This window comes from Oceaniovalibus guishaninsula JLT2003, assembly GCF_000299575.1.
Taxonomy (GTDB): Bacteria; Pseudomonadota; Alphaproteobacteria; order Rhodobacterales; family Rhodobacteraceae; genus Palleronia; species Palleronia guishaninsula.
Genome location: NZ_AMGO01000046.1, coordinates 95,100 through 113,692 on the forward strand (window position 1 = coordinate 95,100; position 18,593 = coordinate 113,692).

Genomic DNA, 18,593 nt, shown 5'->3' on the forward strand with positions numbered 1-18,593 from the left:
TGGGATCAGTCGGTGACGGCTTCGGCGCGTTCGTCCGCGGGGACGGGGTTCGCGGGGGCGCGTTCCTCGGGGGTGACGGGGGCGCCGGGGGCGACTTTTTGCAACCCCGCGACGATCACCCGGTCGCCGTCCGCGATGCCGCCATCGACGATCCATTCGCCGCCGCGGTCCTTGACGACCGACAATTCGTGCTGTTCCACGATGTTGTCGGCGTTGACGACCATCGCCGTGGCCTGCCCGCGCCGGTCGCGGCTGACGCCTTCCTGCGGAACGAGGAACGCGCCGTCCAGCGTGTCGGTCGGCATCTCGACCTGAACATACATGCCGGGCAGCAGCAGCTTGTCGGGGTTGTCGAAGGTCATCCGCAGCGTGATCACGCCGGTCTGTTCATCGACATGCGGTTCGGCGGCGGTCAGGGTGCCGGTCTGGTCGAACAGCGTGCCGTCGGCCAGCACCAGCGACACGACCGGATCCTTGACGCGCATCTGGCCGGGGCCCTTGTTGCGCCGCCATTCCAGCAGGTCGGCCGAGGATTGGGTGACATCGACATAGACCGGGTCGATGTTGCGGATCACGGCCAGCGGTTCGGCCTGGCTGGCGGTGACGAGAGCGCCCTGGCTGGTGAACGAGCGCCCGATCTCGCCCGACAGGCGCGCGCGGATGGTGGTGCGGTCCTGTTCGATCTGGGCCGAGGCGAGCTGTGCCTGCGCCGCCTGGAGGTTGGCCCTGGCGCTGGCCAGTTCGGCGTCGGCCTCGTCGGCGTTCTGGACGCTGACGACCTGACGCTCGCGCAGCTCGTCGATGCGGGCGGCGTTCTTCTGGGCGCGGTCCAGTTCCGCCTGGGCCTGGGCGACGGACGCCTCGGCGCTGGCGACGGCGGCGTCATAGGTCGCGGGGTCGATGCGATAGAGCGGATCGCCCGTCTCGACCCGGCCGCCTTCCTCGAACAGGCGCTCGGTGATGATGCCGGCGACCTGGGGGCGCACCTCGGCCTCGGCCGAGGCGACGACGCGGCCGGGCAGGGTGGTGGTCAGCACGACCTGCTGCGGTTCCATCGTCACCACGGTGACGGCGGGGGGCGGACGGTCGCCGGCGCCCTGCTGGGCATGCAGGGGTGACGCCGACAGCAGGCAAAGCGCCAGGGCGCGCAGGGTTCGGCCGGGATGCGGCAGCCGCTGGGTCATGCAGGGTTCCTCGGGTTCGGATGCGTCCCATATAGGACAGGGACCGCAAAGGGCGACTAGGGCCAAACGCGCCGGGAACACAAGACCGTGCGCGGAATGAACCCAAGGCGACAAGGGCCTGCCGCGCTACGGGGTTCCCTTTCGATGGAAGAAGGCGCGGTCGTGGGTTTCGACGAGGGGCATGGCGCGGGCGAGGGTGTCGTGGCCGGCGGGGGTGATGCGCAGCACCTTGGCGCGCAGGTCGGTCCGAGACGCGCGGCGCAGGATCAGACCGTCGCGGTCGAGGCGCGAGGCGATCTGCGAGATGTGCATACGGTCCATGCCGAGAAAATCCACGACGTCCTGCTGGGTGATGTCGCGGCCGTCGCGGGTCAGCCAGCCGCAGACCGCCAGCACGGCAAAGCGCGGCTGGGTCAGGTCGAGGGGCTTGAGCGCGGCGTTGAGGCTGCGCTGCCAACGGGTGAAGTCGCGCCAGAGCGTGAAGCCGGGACTGTCCTGCGGTCCGGGAAAGGACGACAGCGGCCAAGGCGGGGCCGTCGCCGTCATCGCGCAGTCTGGCGGCCCTCGGCCACACGCTTGAGCCCGAGCAGGGTGTCGGGCAGGGTCGCGTCGATGCCGGTGCCGATCACCCGGCGAAACAGGAAGGCAAGCGGGCCGGTGAAGCGCACCCAGTGGGTCGCTTCGGTCTGCACGCCGTCGTCTTGCAGGTCGTGGCCGAAGACCATGCGGCAGAACGGCAGGCGACTTTCGACCGTGAAGGACCGTCCCGGCCGAACCTGTGTGACCTCGATCCGCGCCTTCGGTCCCTTGCAGGGCTTGAGCCATCCCGCCGACCCTTGGGTCAGACCGCTTGGCAGGGATACGTCTTCGGTCTGGCTGTCCCATTCGGTCCATGAGGGGACATCCGCGTAAAGGACGAAGACGGCTTCGGACGGGGCGCCGATGCGGATGGTGTGCGTTATGGCCATGACCGATCCTCATATGTAAATGCATTTACATTATATGGAGGTCTGGGGGCGCGGTCAATCGGCCCGGTCTGGACGCCGTGGCGGGGCGCGGGTAGGGCTGGCGGATGACTGCGTTCCTGCCCGGCTTTGCGCTGGGATTGTCCCTCATCCTCGCCATCGGGGCGCAGAACGCCTTTGTCTTGCGGCAGGGATTGCGGCGCGCGCATGTGCTGCCGGTCAGCCTGACCTGTGCGGCATCCGACGCGGTGCTGATCGCGGCGGGGGTCGCGGGGTTCGGCTGGCTGGTCGAGGCCGCGCCGTGGCTGGCGCCGGCGATGACCTGGGGCGGGGCGGCGTTTCTGGCGGTCTATGGCGCGCTGGCGCTGCGCGCGGCCTGGACGGGCGGCGGCGCACTGAAGGCGGGCGAGGCGGCGGGCGGATTGCGCGCGGCGCTGGCGACGTGCCTGGCGCTGACATGGCTGAACCCGCATGTCTATCTCGACACGGTGGTGCTGCTGGGATCGGTGGCGGCGACCTATCCCGCGCGGTGGGCCTTCGGCGCGGGGGCGGTCGCCGCGTCCTTCGTGTGGTTCTTCACGCTGGGATACGGCGCGCGGGCGCTGGCGCCGTTGTTTGCGCGGCCCACCGCGTGGCGGGTGCTGGACGGGATCGTGGGGCTGACGATGTGGGCGCTGGCGATCAGGCTGGTGGCGTCGTGACGCCCGCGCGGCCCGTGGCGGGGGCGGTCTGGATGCTGCTGACGGGGGTGCTGTTCGTCGGCGTGACGGCCATCGTCAAGCATCTGGGCGACCACATCCCCGCGCCGCAGGCCGCGTTCCTGCGCTATGCGATGGGGCTGGTCTTTCTGCTGCCGGTGCTGGGGCAGTTCCGGCGCGCGGATCTGGGCGCGCGGGAATGGCGGCTTTTCGCGATGCGCGGCGGGCTGCACGCCGCGGGGGTGATGCTGTGGTTCTATGCGATGACGCAGATCCCCATCGCCGAGGTGTCGGCGATGGGATACCTCGCCCCCGTCTATGTCACCGTCGGCGCGGCGCTTTTCCTGGGCGAGCGGCTGGCCTGGCCGCGCATCACCGCGATCCTGGTGGCGCTGGCGGGGGTCGTCGTGATCCTGCGGCCGGGGTTCCGCGAGATCTCTCCGGGGCATCTGGCGATGCTGGGGCAGGCGGTGCTGTTCGCGGGCAGCTATCTGATCGCCAAGCGGCTGTCGGACAGCGTGGCGCCGGGGATCGTGGTGGCGATGCTGTCGCTGGGGGTGACGGTGGGGGTCGCGCCCTTTGCGCTGGCTGTCTGGGTGACGCCCACGCCCGTCGAGCTGGCATGGCTCTTCACGGTGGCCTGCATCGCCACGGCGGGGCACATGACGATGACGCTGGCCTTTCAAGCGGCGCCCATCACGGTGACGCAGCCGGTGACGTTCCTGCAACTGGTCTGGGCGGTGGCGCTGGGATATTTCGTCTTCGGCGAGGGGGTGGATGTCTGGGTGATCGCGGGGGGCGCGGTCATTCTGGGCGCGGTGCTGGTCATCACGGTGCGCGAGGCGCGGCGCGCGGGCCGCACACCCGCCGGCGTGAACGAAGCGAAATACTAGCCGTCCAGCCGGTCGATGGTGGCGGCGTTCAGCGATTGCGGATCGTCGAGCGCGGCCAGATAGGGGCAGGGCGCGGCCAGGCGGTCGGCCATATGGGCCATGCGGAACGTGTCGGCGGCGTCGAGGCCGGCCAGTTCGTCCCACGCGACCGGCACTGCCACCGGCGCGCCGGGGCGGGCGCGGACGGAATAGGGGGCGATGGCGGTCGATCCGCGTTCGTTGCGCAGCCAGTCCACGAAGATGCGGCCCTTGCGCCTGGCCTTGGACATGGTGGCGACGTAGCGGTCGGGCGCGTCGCGTTCGAGGATATGCGCGAAGGTCCGCGCAAAGAGTTTCACCGTGTCCCATTCGCGGGTCCGGCGCAGGATCGTGCAGACATGCACGCCCTTGCCGCCCGTGACGACGGGGGTGCTGGCCAGACCCAGCGCCGCCAAACGATCGCGCACGTCGAAGGCCGCGTCGCGCGTCTGCGGCCATCCCAGCCCCTCGTCGGGGTCGAGGTCGAAGACCAGGCGGTCGGGGCGGTCCAGACGGTCGGTGCGCGCGCCCCAGACGTGAAACTCGATCGCGCCCATCTGCACGGCGGCGACGAAGGACGCGGGGCGCGTGGCATAGAGGTATTCGGCGGGATTTCCGTCGCTCTCCGCAATCTCGATGCGCTGCAATTCGGACGGCCAGCCCTTGCCCGCGTGTTTCTGAAAGAAACGCTGGCCCTGCAACCCGGTAGGCAGGCGCAGCAGCGACAGCGGGCGGTGGCCGGCGATGCGCGTCAGCCGGTCGCCCGCCGCCTCGACATAGCGGGCGAGGTCGCGCTTGGTGCAGCCGGCGCGCGGAAAGATCTCCCGGTCGCCGGACGACAGCCTGACCCCGGCGATGCGGGGCGTGTCGTCGGATGCGGGGCGTTCCGGCGTCACCCCGGCGGCGGGCTTGTCGTGGCGCAGGCCCAGAAAGCTGCCGTGGCGGACATGGCCATCGGCGGTCAGTTCGGTGAAATCCACCTCGGCCACCAGATCGGGGCGGATCCAGCGGGCATCCCTGGCAATGGCGCGCGGCACGTCGTCGAAGGGCGATGTCTGGCGCGGGGTAAAGGCGGCGGCGAGGGCGACAAGGTCATCCGCCGAAAACCCGGTGCCGACGCGGCCGCGATAGGCGAGCGCGCCGTTTTCCATCTGCCCGACCAGAAGCGATGCGAAGGGGCGGCCGGGCTTGTCCGAAGGCGTGTAGCCGCCGATGACGAATTCCTGCCGCCGGGTGCATTTGACCTTGACCCATGCCCTGGTGCGCGCGCCGCGATAGGGGGCGTCGGCGCGTTTGCTGACGATCCCCTCGGCGCCGGCCTTGCACGCGGCGGCGAAGAGGGCGGGGCCATCGCCGACGGTGTGCGCGCTGATCCGCAGGGGGCCGTTCGGCGGCAGGCCGGACAGCAGGTCGGCCAGCCTGGCCCGCCGGTCGATCAACGGCGACCTGCGCAGGTCGGTCCCGTCGAGCGACAGCAGATCGAAGGCATAATAGACCAGCGGCGCGCCGTCCTTCAGCGCGCGTTGCAGCGACGAGAAGGCCGAGCCGCGGATATAGGCGGCCATCACCTCGCCGTCCAGCAGGGCCGCGTCGCAGGGCAGCGGATCGAAGGCGCGCGACAGCGCGGCGAAGCGGTCGGTCCAGTCCTTGCCGGACCGGGTGTAAAGCCGCGCGCCGCCCTTGCCGATGGCGGCGAGACAGCGATAGCCGTCGAACTTGGTCTCGTGGATCCAGTCGTCGCCATCCGGGGCGGCATCGACCAGCGTGGCGAGCTGCGGCGCGGTGAAGGCGGGGCGTTTCTTGCGCCGCGCGGGGGTGTCGGGTTCTGGCGGATCGCCAGGCGGCGCGCCTTGGGCGATGGCGTCCATCGCGCGGCCGGTCTGCACCGACAGCAGATGGTCGCGCGTCAGGCGGTCGGCATCGTCGCGCGCGAAGGCGTCGCGTTCCTTGATCAGCAGCCAGTTCTCGCGCTTTTCGCCCGGTTTGCGCCGCATCCTGACCAGCGCCCAGCCGCCGCGCATCCGGTGGCCCTGAAGCGTGACCTTCAGCTTGCCGGTCTCCAGCCCCGCATCCATGTCGGTGTCGGGGGTATAGGTGCCGTGATCCCACATCATCACCGTGCCGCCGCCATACTGGCCCGCGGGGATCGTGCCCTCGAACGTGCCGTAATCCAGCGGATGATCCTCGGTCCGCACGGCGAGGCGCTTTTCGTGCGGATCGTCGGACGGGCCGCGCGTGACCGCCCAGCTGAGCAGGACGCCGTTCCATTCCAGCCGGAAATCCCAGTGCAGTCGGGTGGCGTCGTGCTTTTGCACCAGAAAGCGCAGGCCGTCGCGCCGGGCCTCGGCCAGGGTGCCCGCGGGTTCGGCGGTGCGGTCGAAATCGCGGCGGGCCTTGTATTCGGCCAGCGGATCGGGGTCGCGCGCGGCGGACATCTAGGACGCCTTTTTCTTCGCCGGCTTCTTGCGGCCGCCTTCGGCCTTGAGGCTTTGCTTGAGCGCGGCCATCAGATCGACCACGTTCTCGCCCTGCGGGGCGTCGTCGCCGTCGCCGGCGGGGACGCGGCGGGTCTTCTTGTTCTTGCGCTTGGATTCCAGCAGCGCTTGCAACGCGGCGGAATAACTGTCCTTGAAGGCGGTGGCGTCGAAGGGCGCGGTCTTACGCTCGATCAGCGAGGTGGCGACTTCCAGCAGGTCGGGATCGGCGGGGTCGTCCTCGATCTGCTGGAACAGGGCGTCGCTGGCGCGGATTTCGTCGGCATAATGCAGCGTTTCCATCAGCAGGCCGTCGCCGCAGGGACGCACGGCGGCCAGGTATTCCTTGCCGCGCATGGTGATCTGGCCCAGCCCGGTCTTGCCGCTGGCGCGCAGCGCGTCGCGCACCACGCGGTAGGCGTCTTCGGCCAGATCGTCGGACGGCACCAGATAATAGGGCCGGTCGAACCAGATGGGCGGGATCTCGCATGAGCCGACGAACTGCACCAGCTCGAACGTCTTTCTGGTTTCCAGCTTGATCGCGTCCACCTCGTCCGGGTCGAGCAGGACGATCTGGTCGTCGTCGGTTTCCCATCCCTTGACGATGTCGTCGGACTTGACCGGGCCGATACCCGGCACGGTCTTTTCATAGCGCACCCGCTTGCCCGAGGGCGCGTGGATCTGGCGGAAGCTGACCTTGGCGGAACTGTCGGTGGCCGAATAGACCTCGACCGGGATCGAGACGAGCGAGAGGCGAAGCTGGCCTTTCCAGAGCGCGCGCGGTGCCATTGAGTGACCTTTCATCGGACATCGGGATGAACGCGCGATCCGTCGCGGGGGTTTCGTGCCACGGAACCGCGCGGCGCGCGGCGTGTTCGGGCACCAGCAAGGGAGGCATTGCCGGCATGAGAACCGAACTGACCATCAACGGGGCGACGCATGCGCTGGAGGCCGATGCGCGCACGACGCTGCTGGACGCGCTGCGCGACCATCTGGGGCTGACCGGCAGCAAGAAGGGATGCGATCACGGGCAATGCGGGGCCTGCACGGTGATCGTCAACGGGCGGCGCATCAATGCGTGCCTGACGCTGGCCTGCATGCATGACGGCGACGAGATCGTGACCATCGAAGGCCTCGGGACCGCCGAGGCGCCGTCGGAGATGCAGCGCGCCTTCGTCGCGCATGACGGATACCAGTGCGGATACTGCACGCCGGGGCAGATCTGTTCGGCCACCGCGATGCTGGACGAGGTGGCGCAGGGCTGGCCCAGCCATGTCAGCGACGACCTGACCGGCGAGATGGATCTGAGCGATGCCGAGATTTCCGAGCGGATGAGCGGCAATCTGTGCCGCTGCGCCGCCTATCCCAACATCGTGGACGCGATCCGCGCCACCGCGCGCAAGGAGGCCGCGGAATGAAGCGGTTCGATTATGCCCGCGCCGCCGACGTGGCCGAGGCGCTGCGCGAGGGGCAAGGCGACGGCGCGGCGTTCATCGCGGGGGGCACCAACCTGCTGGACCTGATGAAGCTGCGGGTGCTGACGCCCGACAGGCTGGTGGACATCAACCGCCTGGCGCTGGGCGGGATCGAGCGGGACGGCGACGGCCTGCGGATCGGGGCGCTGGTGACTAACAGCGATCTGGCGGCGGACGAAACCGTGCGCCGCGATTATCCGGTGCTGAGCCGCGCCTTGCTGGCCGGGGCCAGCGGCCAGTTGCGCAACAAGGCGACGACGGGCGGCAACCTGCTGCAACGCACGCGGTGCTATTATTTCTATGACATCGCCATGCCCTGCAACAAACGCGATCCGGGGTCGGGGTGCCAGGCGCGGGGTGGCGTGACGCGGCTGCATGCGATCCTGGGCGGCTCGGACAAGTGCATCGCCACCCATCCCAGCGACATGGCCGTGGCGATGCTGGCGCTGAAGGCCGAGGTCGAGGTCGAGGGCACGGACGGCGCGCGTCGGCGGGTGCCGCTGGACGATTTCTATGTCCCGCCGGGCGACACCCCGCAGGTCGAGACGGTGCTGGGCGCGGGCGAACTGATCACCGCCGTCATCCTGCCGCTGCCTGCGGGCGACCGCCAGATCTATGCCAAGGTGCGCGACCGGGCATCCTATGCGTTCGCGCTGGTGTCCTGCGCCGCGGTGATCGGGATGGACGGGGACCGGATCGGCCATGCGGCGCTGGCCTTCGGCGGCATCGCGCCGCGCCCCTGGCGCAATGCGGAGGTGGACGGCCTGCTGACCGGGCAGGCGCCGTCGGACGATCTGTTCCGCCGCGCCGCCGATCTGCTGCTGGCCGATGCGAAAGGGCATGGCGGCAACGATTTCAAGATACCGCTGGCGCGTCGCGTGCTGATCGACACGCTGCGCAAGGCAACCCGAGGGGACGCGGCATGAACAAGCATCTGAAGATGGACCGGCCCGCGACCGAGCGGTTCCTGGACGAGACGGCGCAGAATGTGCTGGGCACGCCGATGGACCGCCCGGACGGTCCCGCCAAGGCGGCCGGGCAGGCGACCTATGCGCATGAATGGCAAATCGAGGGGCTGTGCCACGGCGTGCTGGTGCGCGCCACGATTCCCGCGGGCCGGGTGGCGCGGATCGACGCCGATGCGGTGACGGGGCGCGACGGGGTGCTGCGCGTGATCTCGGATCCGCGCATGCTGCGGGTGCCGGCGCAGGGCGGCGCCAACGAGGCCCCGGATCAGGGGCCGGACGAGGTGGCGTATCTGGGCCAGCCCATCGCGCTGGTCGTGGCCGAGACGTTCGAGGCCGCGCGCGATGGGGCGCTGGCGCTGCCGGTCGAATACGACCCCGCCGATTTCACGGTGGACCCGGACGCGGTCGAGCCCGAGGTGCCGAAGAAGAAGCAGGCATCGCAGGGCGATCTGGAGGCCGCGATGCGCGAGGCTGCCCACAGCGTCGATGTGACCTATACGACGCCCGGCCACAATTCGGCGGCGATGGAGCCGCATGCCGCCATCGCCGTCTGGAACGGCGACGACCTGCTGCTGCGCGGCAGTTACCAGATGCTGAAATACAACCGCAACGAACTGGCCGACGCGGTGGGCATCGACCCCGCGCATGTGCGGATCCTGTCGCCCTATGTCGGCGGCGGGTTCGGATCGAAGCTGGGCATCACCCACGAAGCGGTGGCTGCGGCGCTGGCATCGAAGGAACTGGGGCGGCCCGTATCCGTGACGCTGTCCCGCCAGCAGGTGTTCGAGACGACGATGCGCCGGTCCGAGACGCGCCAGCGCTTCCGGCTGGCCTGCGATGCCGAAGGGCGCATGACGGCGGTGGGCCACGAGGTTCTTGTCAGCCAATTGCCCGGCCAGCAATTCTCCGAGCCGGTGACGCAGGCCACGCCGTTTGCCTATGCCGGGCCGAACCGGGTGATCGGCCACCGCATCGCGCGCGTGAACCGGACCTGTGCGGGATCGGTCCGCGCGCCGGGCGAGGCGGTGGGCATCACCGCGATGGAAAACGCCATGGACGAACTGGCCGAAGCGGCCGGGATCGACCCCGTGCAGTTTCGCATCCTCAACATCCCTGAAAAGGATCCGACCAGCGGCAAGCCGTTCTCGTCGCATACGCTGGAACGGGCGCTGCGCGAGGGGGCCGAACGGTTCGGCTGGTCCGAACGCCGCGCGCCGGGCCAGCGCCGCGAAGGCGACTGGCTGATCGGGATGGGCATGGCCAGCGCGATCCGCGTCAACATCCTGGCCGAAGCCAAGGCGCGCGTCACGCTGGAGCCCGATGGCCGCGTTCTGGTCGAGACGGACATGACCGATATCGGCACCGGCACCTATTCGATCCTGACGCAGGTGGCGTCCGAAACGCTGGGCGTGTCCACCGACCGGGTCAGGGTGCGTCTGGGCGATACCGATCTGCCCCCCGGCCCCGGTTCGGGCGGATCGTGGGGTGCGGCGTCTTCCGGGTCGGCCGTCTATCTGGCCGCCCGCGCCGTGCGCGACCGCATCGCCGAGGCGATGGGCGCCGACGAGGTGACGCTGAAGGACGGGCACGCCATCGCCGGCAACCGCAGGGTCGATCTGGCGGGGCTGTTCGACGGTCCGGTGACGGCCGAGGGCCATGTCGAGCCCGGCAAGACCATGAAGGAAACCCGGCAATCGTCCTTCGGCGCCTATTTCTGCGAAGTGGCGGTCAATGCCGTCACCGGCGAGACGCGGGTGCGGCGGATGCACGGCACCTTTGCGGCGGGGCGCATCCTGAACGCCAAGACCGCATCGTCGCAATGCCTGGGCGGCATGACCTTCGGCATCGGCATGGCGCTGACCGAGGAGTTGCTGCACGACCCGCGCGACGGCCACATCGTCAACCGCGACCTGGCGGAATACCATCTGCCGGTGAATGCGGACGTGCCGCAGATCGACGTGGTGCTGCTGGAGGAACGCGACGATTATGCCAGCCCGATCCAGGCCAAGGGCATCGGCGAGCTGGGCATCTGCGGCGCGGCGGGGGCCGTGACCAACGCCATATACAACGCCTGCGGCGTGCGGGTGCGCGATTATCCGGCAACGCTTGACAAGGTGCTGGCGGTGCTGCCCGACTGAGCGGGCAGACAACGCGAAGGACGGCCCATGACCGACAGACCCATCGCCCTGATCACCGGAGGCGCGCGCGGCATCGGGCGCGCCTGCGCCGAAGCCCTGATCCGTGACGGCATGCGCGCGGTGCTGGCCGATCTCGACGGTGCCGACACGACCGCCGCCGAACTGGGCGGCGACGCCGTCGGCTATGCCTGCGACATGGGCGATCCCGCCGCCATCGCCGCGCTTTTCGACCGGATGGAGGACGAGATCGGCACGGCGACGGTGCTGGTCAACAATGCGGGGATGGCCCGAGGCGCGCCGTTCCTGGACATGACGCTGGACGATTGGCAGCGCGTCATCGACGTGAACCTGACAGGCACGTTCCTGGCCACCCAGCGCGCCGGGCGGGCGATGGTCGATGCGGGGCTGAAGGGTGCCATCGTCAACATGTCGTCGATCAACGCGCAGGTCGCGATCCCGACCATCGCGTCCTATTGCGCGTCGAAAGGGGGCGTCGCGCAACTGACGAAGGCGGCGGCGCTGGCGCTGGCCCCGCACGGCATCCGCGTCAACGCGGTGGGGCCGGGCAGCATCGACACCGCCATGCTGGCGGGCATCAACGACGACGCCGCGGCGCAGGCCCGCGTCCTGTCGCGCACGCCGCTGGGACGGATCGGCACCGCAAGCGAAGTGGCGGATGTCGTCGCGTTCCTGGCGGGGCCGCGGTCGGGCTATGTCACCGGCGAGACGATCTTCGTCGATGGCGGGCGTCTGGCGCTGAACTATACCGTCTGAGGGGCGCGCGATGGACGACGCAAGATGGTGGCAGCGCGCCACCGGCTATCAGATCTATCCGCGCAGCTTTCAGGACAGCGACGGCGACGGGGTGGGCGACATTCCGGGCATCGTGTCGCGGCTCGACCATCTGGCGGATCTGGGGGTGGGGTTCGTCTGGCTGTCGCCGGTCTATGCCTCGCCCATGGCCGATAACGGTTACGACGTGTCCGATTACCGCGCCATCGCGCCCCAATTCGGCACGATGGCCGATTTCGACCGGCTGGTGGACGCGGCCAGGGCGCGCGGCATCGGCATCGTCATGGATCTGGTGGTGAACCATTCCAGCAACGAACACGCCTGGTTCCGCGCCGCCCGCGCCAGCCGCGCCGCGCCCGAGCACCAGTATTACATCTGGCGCGATGCGGGGCCGGATGGCGGGCCGCCCGACGACCGCCGCGCGGCCTTCGGCGGCCCCGCCTGGAGCTGGGTCGAGGAGATCGGGCAGTATTACCTGCACCTGTTCAGCCCGCAGCAGCCGGATCTGAACTGGCGCAACCCCGCCCTGCGATCCGAGATCCACGACATGATGGATTGGTGGATCGCCAAGGGCATCGCCGGTTTCCGCATGGATGTGATCGACCTGATCGGCAAGGACGTGGATGCCGGCCTCTACGAGGAAGGGCCCTATCTGCACGACTATCTGCGCGAGATGCACGCCCGCGTGCTGAAGGGCCGCGATCTGGTGACGGTAGGCGAAAGCTGGTCGGTATCGCTGGATACGGCGCTGCTTTATTGCGGACGCGACCGGGGCGAATTGGACATGCTGTTCCAGTTCAACCACATCCGCGAAAGCTGGGACGAGACGCTGGGCAAGTTCAGCCCGCTGCCCTTCGACCTGGTGGCGTTCAAGAAGGTGATGAACGACTGGCAGGCGCTGATGAACCGCGACGGGTGGAACAGCCTGTTCCTGAGCAATCACGACCTGCCGCGCCAGGTGTCGAAATACGGGCAGGACGGCGAATGGCGGGTGCGGTCGGCCAAGCTGCTGGCGACGGTGATGCACCTGATGAAGGGCACGCCCTTTGTCTATCAGGGCGAGGAGATCGGCATGACCAACGTGCCCTTCGACCGCATCGACCAGTTCCGCGACCTGGAGACGCTGAACGCCTATGCCGAACAGACCGAGGCGGGCGTGGCCACCGCCGATTTCCTGCGCGGCGCGCGCGCCAACGGACGCGACAACGCGCGCACGCCGATGCAGTGGACGGACGGGCCGCAGGCGGGCTTTACCGACGGAACACCCTGGATCGAGGTCAATCCGAACCACGGCGCGATCAACGTCGCCGCCGACAGGGCCGACCCGGACGGGATCATCGCGCATTATCGCCGCCTGATCGCGCTGCGGCGCGACAGCGACCTGGTGGTGTTCGGCACCTATCGTCCCTTTGCCGAGGATCATCCGCAGGTCATGGCCTATGACCGGCGGCTGGGCGACCGGCGGCTGGCGGTGCTGGCCAATTTCGGCAGCGATCCGGTGCGCTTCGACGTGCCGGACGCCATGGCGATCCGCGGGCGCTGCGCGATCGCCAATGCCGGGCCGCGCGAGGCGCTGGAAGGAACGGTGACGCTGGCCCCGTGGGAGGCGGTGGCGGTCGCGGATTGACGGCGGCGCGGGCCGGGGCGAACATCCGCGCGCAGCGAAGAAGGAGACGCCCATGCCCGTCCGCAACCGCCTGGCCGAGATGCACGACGAGATCGCCGCCTGGCGGCGCGACCTGCACGCGCATCCCGAACTGCTTTACGATGTGCACCGCACCGCCGGCTTCGTCGCCGAGAAGCTGCGCGGTTTCGGCTGCGACGAGGTGGTCGAGGGGATCGGGCGGACCGGCGTGGTCGGGCTGATCCACGGCAACCGGGGCCGGGGGCGCACCATCGGGCTGCGCGCCGACATGGACGCGCTGCCCATCGACGAGGCGACGGGCGCGCCCCATGCCTCGACCGTGCCGGGGCTAATGCATGCCTGCGGCCATGACGGGCATACCGCGATGCTGCTGGGCGCCGCGCGGCATCTGGCCGAGACGCGCAATTTCGCGGGCACCGTCGCCGTCGTCTTCCAACCGGCCGAGGAAGGCGGTGCGGGCGCCGACGCCATGGTGCGCGACGGCCTGATCGAGCGGTTCGGCATCGCCGAGATTTACGGCATGCACAATTCGCCGCTGCTGCCGGCGGGGGCGTTCGGGATCCGGCCGGGGCCGTTCTATGCCGCCTGCGACAGTTTCGAGATCGCTGTCACGGGGCGGGGCGGCCATGCCGCGCGGCCGAACCAGACGGTCGATACCACGCTGGCCGCGTCGGCCATCGTCATGGCGCTGCAATCCATCGTCGCGCGCAACACCGACCCGCAACAGCCCGCCGTGCTGTCGGTCACGTCGTTCCGCACCGCTACCGATGCGTTCAACGTCATCCCCGAGACGGTCGCGCTGCGCGGCACGGTGCGGACCTTCGACGCGGATGTGCGCGCCACCATCCTGCGGCGTCTGGACGAGGTGGCGTCGCTGACCGCGCGGTCCTACGGCGCCGAGGCGCGCGTCACGGTCGAGGAGAAGGGCTATCCGGTGATGGAGAACCACGCCGCCGAGACGGATCATGCGGCGCAGGCCGCGCGCGCCGTGGCGGGGGCGGTCGATACCGACGTGCCGCGCACCACGGGCGGCGAGGATTTCGCCTATATGCTGCAAGCCTGCCCCGGCGCCTATATCCAGATCGGCAACGGCCCGTCCGCCGGGCTGCATCATCCGCAATACGATTTCAACGACGACATCATCCCGGTCGGCGCATCCTGGTGGGTGACGCTGGCCGAATCCCGTCTGGCGGAGGCAGCATGAAGATCGGACAGAACACCCGCGCCATCGTGACCGGCGGCGCTTCGGGACTGGGCGGCGCGGTGGTCGCGGCGCTGCTGGAACGGGACGCGTCGGTGACGGTGTTCGACCTGTCGGCTGGCCCGTCGGCCGCCACGCATAGGGAGGTGGACGTGACCGATGCCGCCGCCGTCGCGCGGGCGATGGTCGAGGCGCGCGATGCGATGGGCGGGCTGGACCTGCTGGTCAATTGCGCGGGCATCGCGCCCGGCGCGCGCACGGTCGGGCGGCAGGGCGCGCACGACGCGGCGCTGTTCGCCAAGGTCGTGCAGGTGAACCTGATCGGCAGCTTCAACTGCGCCTCGCAAGCCGCCGCGCTGATGTCGGAAAACGAGGCCGTGGGCAGGGATGGCGAGCGGGGGGTGATCGTTCACACCGCATCCATTGCGGCATGGGAAGGGCAGATCGGCCAGGTCGCCTATGCGGCATCCAAGGCCGGGATCGTCGGCATGACGCTGCCCATGGCGCGCGATCTGGCGGGGCTGGGCATCCGCGTCTGCGCCATCGCGCCGGGGTTGTTCCTGACGCCGATGATGCAGGGCCTCCCCGAGGATGTGCAGGCGTCGCTGGGCGGGCAGACGCCCTTTCCGCAAAGGCTGGGCGACCCGGCCGAGTTCGCGGCGCTGGCGCTGCACGTTGCGGAAAACCCGATGCTGAACGGCGAGGTCATCCGCCTGGACGGCGCGATCCGGCTGCCGCCGCGCTAGGCCGCGAACGCATAGCGTGTGGTCTGGCGGAAGGTTCGGCCGGGGCGCAGCACGATGTCGGGCCAGTCGGCGCGGCCCAGGGCGTCGGGCCACATCTGCGGCTCGAACGCCAGGGCGAAGCGGGGGCGATAGGGCCGGGCGTGATGGGTCGGCACGTCGCCCAGGTCGATGGTGCCCATGTCGAAGACCTGCATTCCCGGCGCGGTCGTCGCAATCTCCAGCGTGCCCAGCGGCCCGGCCAGCAGCAGCGCCGGGGTCAGGTCGCGCGGGGCGTCGGCAAGGCAGAAATTGGCGTCGAGCTTGGGAAGCGTCGGGTCGAGTTCGCGGGCCTCGCGGAAATCGAAGGGCGTGCCCGCGACGGGGACGATGGCGCCGGTGGGCAGGTTTTCGTCCGTCGTGGGCAGATAGCGGTCGGCCAGAACCTGCAACCTTTGGCCGGTCCAGTCGGGGCCGCCGTTCATCGTCCAATAGCCGTGATTGGCCAGGTTCACGGGCGTCGGCGCGTCGGTCGTGGCGGTCAGATCGACGATCAGCGCCGCGTCGTCCAGCCGATAGGACGCGGTCAGGCGGCGGTTGCCGGGAAAGCCGCCTTCGCCGTCCGGCAGGTCGATCCGAAACGTCGCATGGGCCGGGCCGTGGTCCGCGATCCGCCAAACCTTGAGATGCGTGGCCGCCGATCCGCCATGGCGGGTATGCCGCCCGTCCTGATTGGCGTCGAAGCGGTATTCGCGGCCGTCGATCACCGCCCGCGCGCCGCCGATGCGGTTGACGACCGGCCCCATCACCGCGCCGAAATGCCCCATCCGCCCCGCATAGGCGGCGATGTCGGGCGAGCCGAGCGTCAGCGCCGTTTCGATGCCGTTCAGGCGCACATCCTGAATCAGCGCGCCCAGATCCAGCAGCCCGACGCGCAGCGCGCCATTGTCGAGCGTCACGCGCCGCACGGGGCGTCCGTCGGGCAGGGTGCCGAAATCGTCGATCGGGGCGGCCGGGCGCAGGGTCACAGCACGACGCGGTGTTCGGCCTGGCCCTTGGCGACGCCCTCGATGGCGAAGGTGCGGCCGTTGCCCATGCGCTCGGACAGCTCGCCCTCGGACAATCCGGCGGCGGCGGAGGTGCAGAAAAGCGTGGTCAGATCCGGGCCGCCGAAGGCGGGGCATGTGACCTGCCTGGCGGGCATCGGGATCGCGTCCAGAAAGGCGCCGTCCGGCCCGTAGCAGGCGATGCGCGACGCGCCCCATTGCGCGTTCCACACCCGCCCCTCGGCGTCGCACACGGCCCCGTCGGGGTTATAGCCGTCGCCGCCATCGGCGTTGCGCAGGTCGGCCCAGACCACCGGGTCGCCCTTGGGCCAGCCGTCGCCGTCCAGATCCCAGCGCATGATCATCTGCGTGGGCGTGTCGCTGAAATAGGCATGCCCCCCGTCCGGCGAGAAGCAGGTGGAATTGTTGATCGTCATGCCCGCCTTCAGCTTGCGCAGTTCGCCCCGATACCAGCGATAGAGCGTGCCTGCCCCGGTTTCCTTGGCATGTCCCATCGTGCCGATCCAGAACCCGCCCCACGGATCCGCCCGGCCGTCGTTCGAACGGTTGGCGGGCCGGTCATCCTCAAGCGGGCAAAGCCGCTCGCGCAAGTCGGTCTCGACGTTCAGGATCGTCAGGTCGGTGCGGGTGGCGACCAGCAGGCGGTCGCGGTCGATCCAGCCGCAGGTGGAAACGTGGCTGTCGAACGCCCATTCTCGCAGGCTGCCCTCCACCCGGCTGAGCACCCGGTTCGACAGGATGTCGCACCAGAAAAGCTGCCGCCGCTCGGGATGCCAGAGCGATCCTTCGCCCAGAAGGCAGCGGGTGGCGTCGTGCGTGTCGATCCTGCGGTCGGTCATGTCGTCGCCTCGTCCCAGGCGGCGACCATCTGCGCTGCGCGTCCGGCCACGTCTTCGGCCGTGTCGCCGGGCCGGTAAAGCGCGCCGCCGATGCCGAAGCCGTTGGCCCCCGCCGCCAGCCAGTCGCGGAAATCCGCAGGTCCGACGCCGCCGACCATGAACATCCGCGTCTCGACCGGCAGCACCGCGCGCAAAGCCTTCAACCCCTGCGTGCCAAGCTGGAAGGCGGGAAAAACCTTCAGCCCCGTCGCCCCCGCCTTCAGCGCCGCAAAGCATTCCGTCGCCGTCAGCGCGCCCGGATAGCTGGCCAGCCCCCGCGCGCGGGTTTCGCGGATCACGTCCGCGTCGGTGTTGGGCGACACGATCATCCGGCCGCCCGCCTGGGCCACCAGCGCGACCTGTTCCGCGGACAGCACGGTGCCGGCCCCGATCTCGGCCGCGTCGCCGTGGGCGCGCACCATCGCGGCGATGCTGTCGAAGGGTGCGGGGGAATTGAGCGGCACCTCGATCCGGGTGATGCCGGCCCCGATCAGCGCGGCGGCCACGTCCACGGCCTCGTCCGGGTCGATGCCGCGCAGGATGGCGATCAAGGCGCGGCTCATGGCGCGACCGTCCGCCGGGCGGCGGCAAGGCCCGCCAGTGTCGTCGTGTCGGCGCGGGTCAGCATCGGCGTTACCCCCTGTGCCTGCAACGCCGCCGCGTAATGACGGCAAAGGTCGGGCGCGCCGATCAGCGCCACGGCCCGTCCCAACCAATAGGCACGGGTCGCCGCCAGTTCCATCCCGATCAGCAGTCCCGACAGCCGCGCGGTGGCCGAGGCGGGCGCCAGCCCGTCCAGCAGCCCCTCCGCGCGCAGGCCGAACAACCCCGTCGCCAGACGTTCGGGCCGCGACAGCGCGGTCGAGACGGCATCGCCGAAGGCGTCGTCGTCCCAGCCGTCGCCGATGGAATGGCGCAAGACGGTGTGGCGGGACAGGGCGGCGAACAGCTCGCCGGTCATGGCGGTCTGGAACGACACGACCTCGCCCGCGCTGACATGCACCCATTTGCAATGGCTGCCGGGCAGACAGACGACGCCGTCGAAATCGGGGTTCAGCGACAGGAACCCGGCGATCTGCGTCTCCTCGCCGCGCATCACGTCGGGCGGGGCGGATTGCGACAGGCCGGGAACGATGCGGACGTTCAGACGGGGATCGTCGCAGTGGGCGGCGACGGGCACGCCGCCCAGCGGCGGGCAGGGCACGGGCCGATAGGGCGCCTCGACCCAGCCCTGCCGCGCGCCGACCATGCCGCAGGCGATCACCGGCGTCGCGGGCGCCAGCGACCAGCCGCCGACCAGGTCGAGCAGCGCCGCCTCGAAACCGCCGGGGGGTATGGCGTTCATGCCCGTTTCAGCCCGCGCCTCGGCCAGCGGATCGGTGCCGCGCATCGCCCAGGCCCGCAGGCGCGTGGTGCCCCAATCGACGGCGATCCAGTCCGGCGCGGTCACGGGCGCGCCCCCGTCCCCGCAGGGG

At 69.9% G+C, this 18,593-nt stretch carries 18 protein-coding genes; 9 read left to right on the top strand and 9 right to left on the bottom strand.

Going from position 1 to position 18,593, the window contains the following annotated elements; translation table 11 throughout:
• Positions 1 to 5 precede the first annotated feature (5 nt).
• The 3 genes from OCGS_RS09785 to OCGS_RS09795 all read right to left on the bottom strand — a co-directional run bounded on the left by OCGS_RS09785 (position 6) and on the right by OCGS_RS09795 (position 2,152).
• Positions 6 to 1,184 (bottom strand): efflux RND transporter periplasmic adaptor subunit, encoded by a 1,179-nt coding sequence (locus tag OCGS_RS09785; protein ID WP_007427082.1) that lies wholly within the window; start codon positions 1,182 to 1,184, stop codon positions 6 to 8.
• A 126-nt stretch (positions 1,185 to 1,310) separates the two neighbouring features.
• The gene (locus OCGS_RS09790; RefSeq protein WP_007427083.1) at positions 1,311 to 1,730 is read right to left on the bottom strand and encodes a MarR family winged helix-turn-helix transcriptional regulator; all 420 of its coding nucleotides are present in this window, start codon (positions 1,728 to 1,730) and stop codon (positions 1,311 to 1,313) included.
• Positions 1,727 to 2,152 (bottom strand): SRPBCC family protein, encoded by a 426-nt coding sequence (locus OCGS_RS09795; protein WP_007427084.1) that lies wholly within the window; start codon positions 2,150 to 2,152, stop codon positions 1,727 to 1,729. Before OCGS_RS09795 ends, OCGS_RS09790 begins: the two co-directional genes overlap by 4 nt.
• A gap of 104 nt (positions 2,153 to 2,256) precedes the next feature.
• On the opposite strand from OCGS_RS09795, the gene OCGS_RS09800 reads away from it, so the two are divergent.
• The gene (locus OCGS_RS09800) at positions 2,257 to 2,850 is read left to right on the top strand and encodes a LysE/ArgO family amino acid transporter (RefSeq protein WP_007427085.1); all 594 of its coding nucleotides are present in this window, start codon (positions 2,257 to 2,259) and stop codon (positions 2,848 to 2,850) included.
• Positions 2,851 to 2,882: 32 nt separating this feature from the next.
• The gene (locus OCGS_RS09805) at positions 2,883 to 3,740 is read left to right on the top strand and encodes a DMT family transporter (protein WP_052026169.1); all 858 of its coding nucleotides are present in this window, start codon (positions 2,883 to 2,885) and stop codon (positions 3,738 to 3,740) included.
• On the opposite strand, the gene ligD is transcribed toward OCGS_RS09805, so the two are convergent.
• Together ligD and ku are read right to left on the bottom strand one after the other, a co-directional pair.
• Positions 3,737 to 6,193, bottom strand: coding sequence for a DNA ligase D (ligD, locus tag OCGS_RS09810; RefSeq protein ID WP_007427087.1), 2,457 nt, complete (start codon positions 6,191 to 6,193; stop codon positions 3,737 to 3,739). The genes OCGS_RS09805 and ligD overlap by 4 nt on opposite strands.
• Positions 6,194 to 7,021 (bottom strand): non-homologous end joining protein Ku, encoded by an 828-nt coding sequence (gene ku, locus OCGS_RS09815; protein WP_007427088.1) that lies wholly within the window; start codon positions 7,019 to 7,021, stop codon positions 6,194 to 6,196.
• A 116-nt stretch (positions 7,022 to 7,137) separates the two neighbouring features.
• Here ku and OCGS_RS09820 point away from each other — a divergent pair, with 116 nt between their 5' ends.
• From OCGS_RS09820 to OCGS_RS09850, 7 genes are read left to right on the top strand one after another with little or no spacing between them, the layout of a single operon-like run.
• Positions 7,138 to 7,650: a 2Fe-2S iron-sulfur cluster-binding protein gene (locus tag OCGS_RS09820; protein ID WP_156801031.1), complete on the top strand. Its 513-nt coding sequence runs from the start codon at positions 7,138 to 7,140 to the stop codon at positions 7,648 to 7,650.
• Positions 7,647 to 8,633: an FAD binding domain-containing protein gene (locus OCGS_RS09825; protein ID WP_007427090.1), complete on the top strand. Its 987-nt coding sequence runs from the start codon at positions 7,647 to 7,649 to the stop codon at positions 8,631 to 8,633. The genes OCGS_RS09820 and OCGS_RS09825 overlap by 4 nt, the downstream gene beginning before the upstream one ends.
• Positions 8,630 to 10,813, top strand: a complete 2,184-nt coding sequence (locus tag OCGS_RS09830; protein WP_007427091.1) for a xanthine dehydrogenase family protein molybdopterin-binding subunit — start codon at positions 8,630 to 8,632, stop codon at positions 10,811 to 10,813. The genes OCGS_RS09825 and OCGS_RS09830 overlap by 4 nt, the downstream gene beginning before the upstream one ends.
• Before the next feature lie 27 nt (positions 10,814 to 10,840).
• A complete protein-coding gene (locus tag OCGS_RS09835) occupies positions 10,841 to 11,587 on the top strand; it encodes an SDR family NAD(P)-dependent oxidoreductase (RefSeq protein WP_007427092.1) in 747 nt (248 codons plus the stop codon).
• 10 nt (positions 11,588 to 11,597) lie between these two features.
• The gene (locus OCGS_RS09840; protein WP_007427093.1) at positions 11,598 to 13,232 is read left to right on the top strand and encodes an alpha-glucosidase; all 1,635 of its coding nucleotides are present in this window, start codon (positions 11,598 to 11,600) and stop codon (positions 13,230 to 13,232) included.
• A 52-nt stretch (positions 13,233 to 13,284) separates the two neighbouring features.
• Positions 13,285 to 14,454: a M20 aminoacylase family protein gene (locus tag OCGS_RS09845; RefSeq protein ID WP_007427094.1), complete on the top strand. Its 1,170-nt coding sequence runs from the start codon at positions 13,285 to 13,287 to the stop codon at positions 14,452 to 14,454.
• Positions 14,451 to 15,197, top strand: a complete 747-nt coding sequence (locus OCGS_RS09850) for an SDR family NAD(P)-dependent oxidoreductase (protein ID WP_007427095.1) — start codon at positions 14,451 to 14,453, stop codon at positions 15,195 to 15,197. Before OCGS_RS09845 ends, OCGS_RS09850 begins: the two co-directional genes overlap by 4 nt.
• Here OCGS_RS09850 and OCGS_RS09855 read toward each other — a convergent pair.
• Genes OCGS_RS09855 through OCGS_RS09870 form a run of 4 tightly spaced genes read right to left on the bottom strand, consistent with a single transcriptional unit; the run spans position 15,194 to position 18,568 of the window.
• The gene (locus OCGS_RS09855; RefSeq protein WP_007427096.1) at positions 15,194 to 16,201 is read right to left on the bottom strand and encodes an aldose epimerase family protein; all 1,008 of its coding nucleotides are present in this window, start codon (positions 16,199 to 16,201) and stop codon (positions 15,194 to 15,196) included. The genes OCGS_RS09850 and OCGS_RS09855 overlap by 4 nt on opposite strands.
• Positions 16,198 to 17,079 (bottom strand): SMP-30/gluconolactonase/LRE family protein, encoded by an 882-nt coding sequence (locus OCGS_RS09860; RefSeq protein ID WP_007427097.1) that lies wholly within the window; start codon positions 17,077 to 17,079, stop codon positions 16,198 to 16,200. Before OCGS_RS09860 ends, OCGS_RS09855 begins: the two co-directional genes overlap by 4 nt.
• Positions 17,076 to 17,681 (bottom strand): 2-dehydro-3-deoxy-6-phosphogalactonate aldolase, encoded by a 606-nt coding sequence (locus OCGS_RS09865; protein ID WP_007427098.1) that lies wholly within the window; start codon positions 17,679 to 17,681, stop codon positions 17,076 to 17,078. Before OCGS_RS09865 ends, OCGS_RS09860 begins: the two co-directional genes overlap by 4 nt.
• Positions 17,678 to 18,568, bottom strand: coding sequence for a 2-dehydro-3-deoxygalactonokinase (locus OCGS_RS09870; protein WP_007427099.1), 891 nt, complete (start codon positions 18,566 to 18,568; stop codon positions 17,678 to 17,680). The genes OCGS_RS09865 and OCGS_RS09870 overlap by 4 nt, the downstream gene beginning before the upstream one ends.
• Between the last annotated feature and the right edge of the window lie 25 nt (positions 18,569 to 18,593).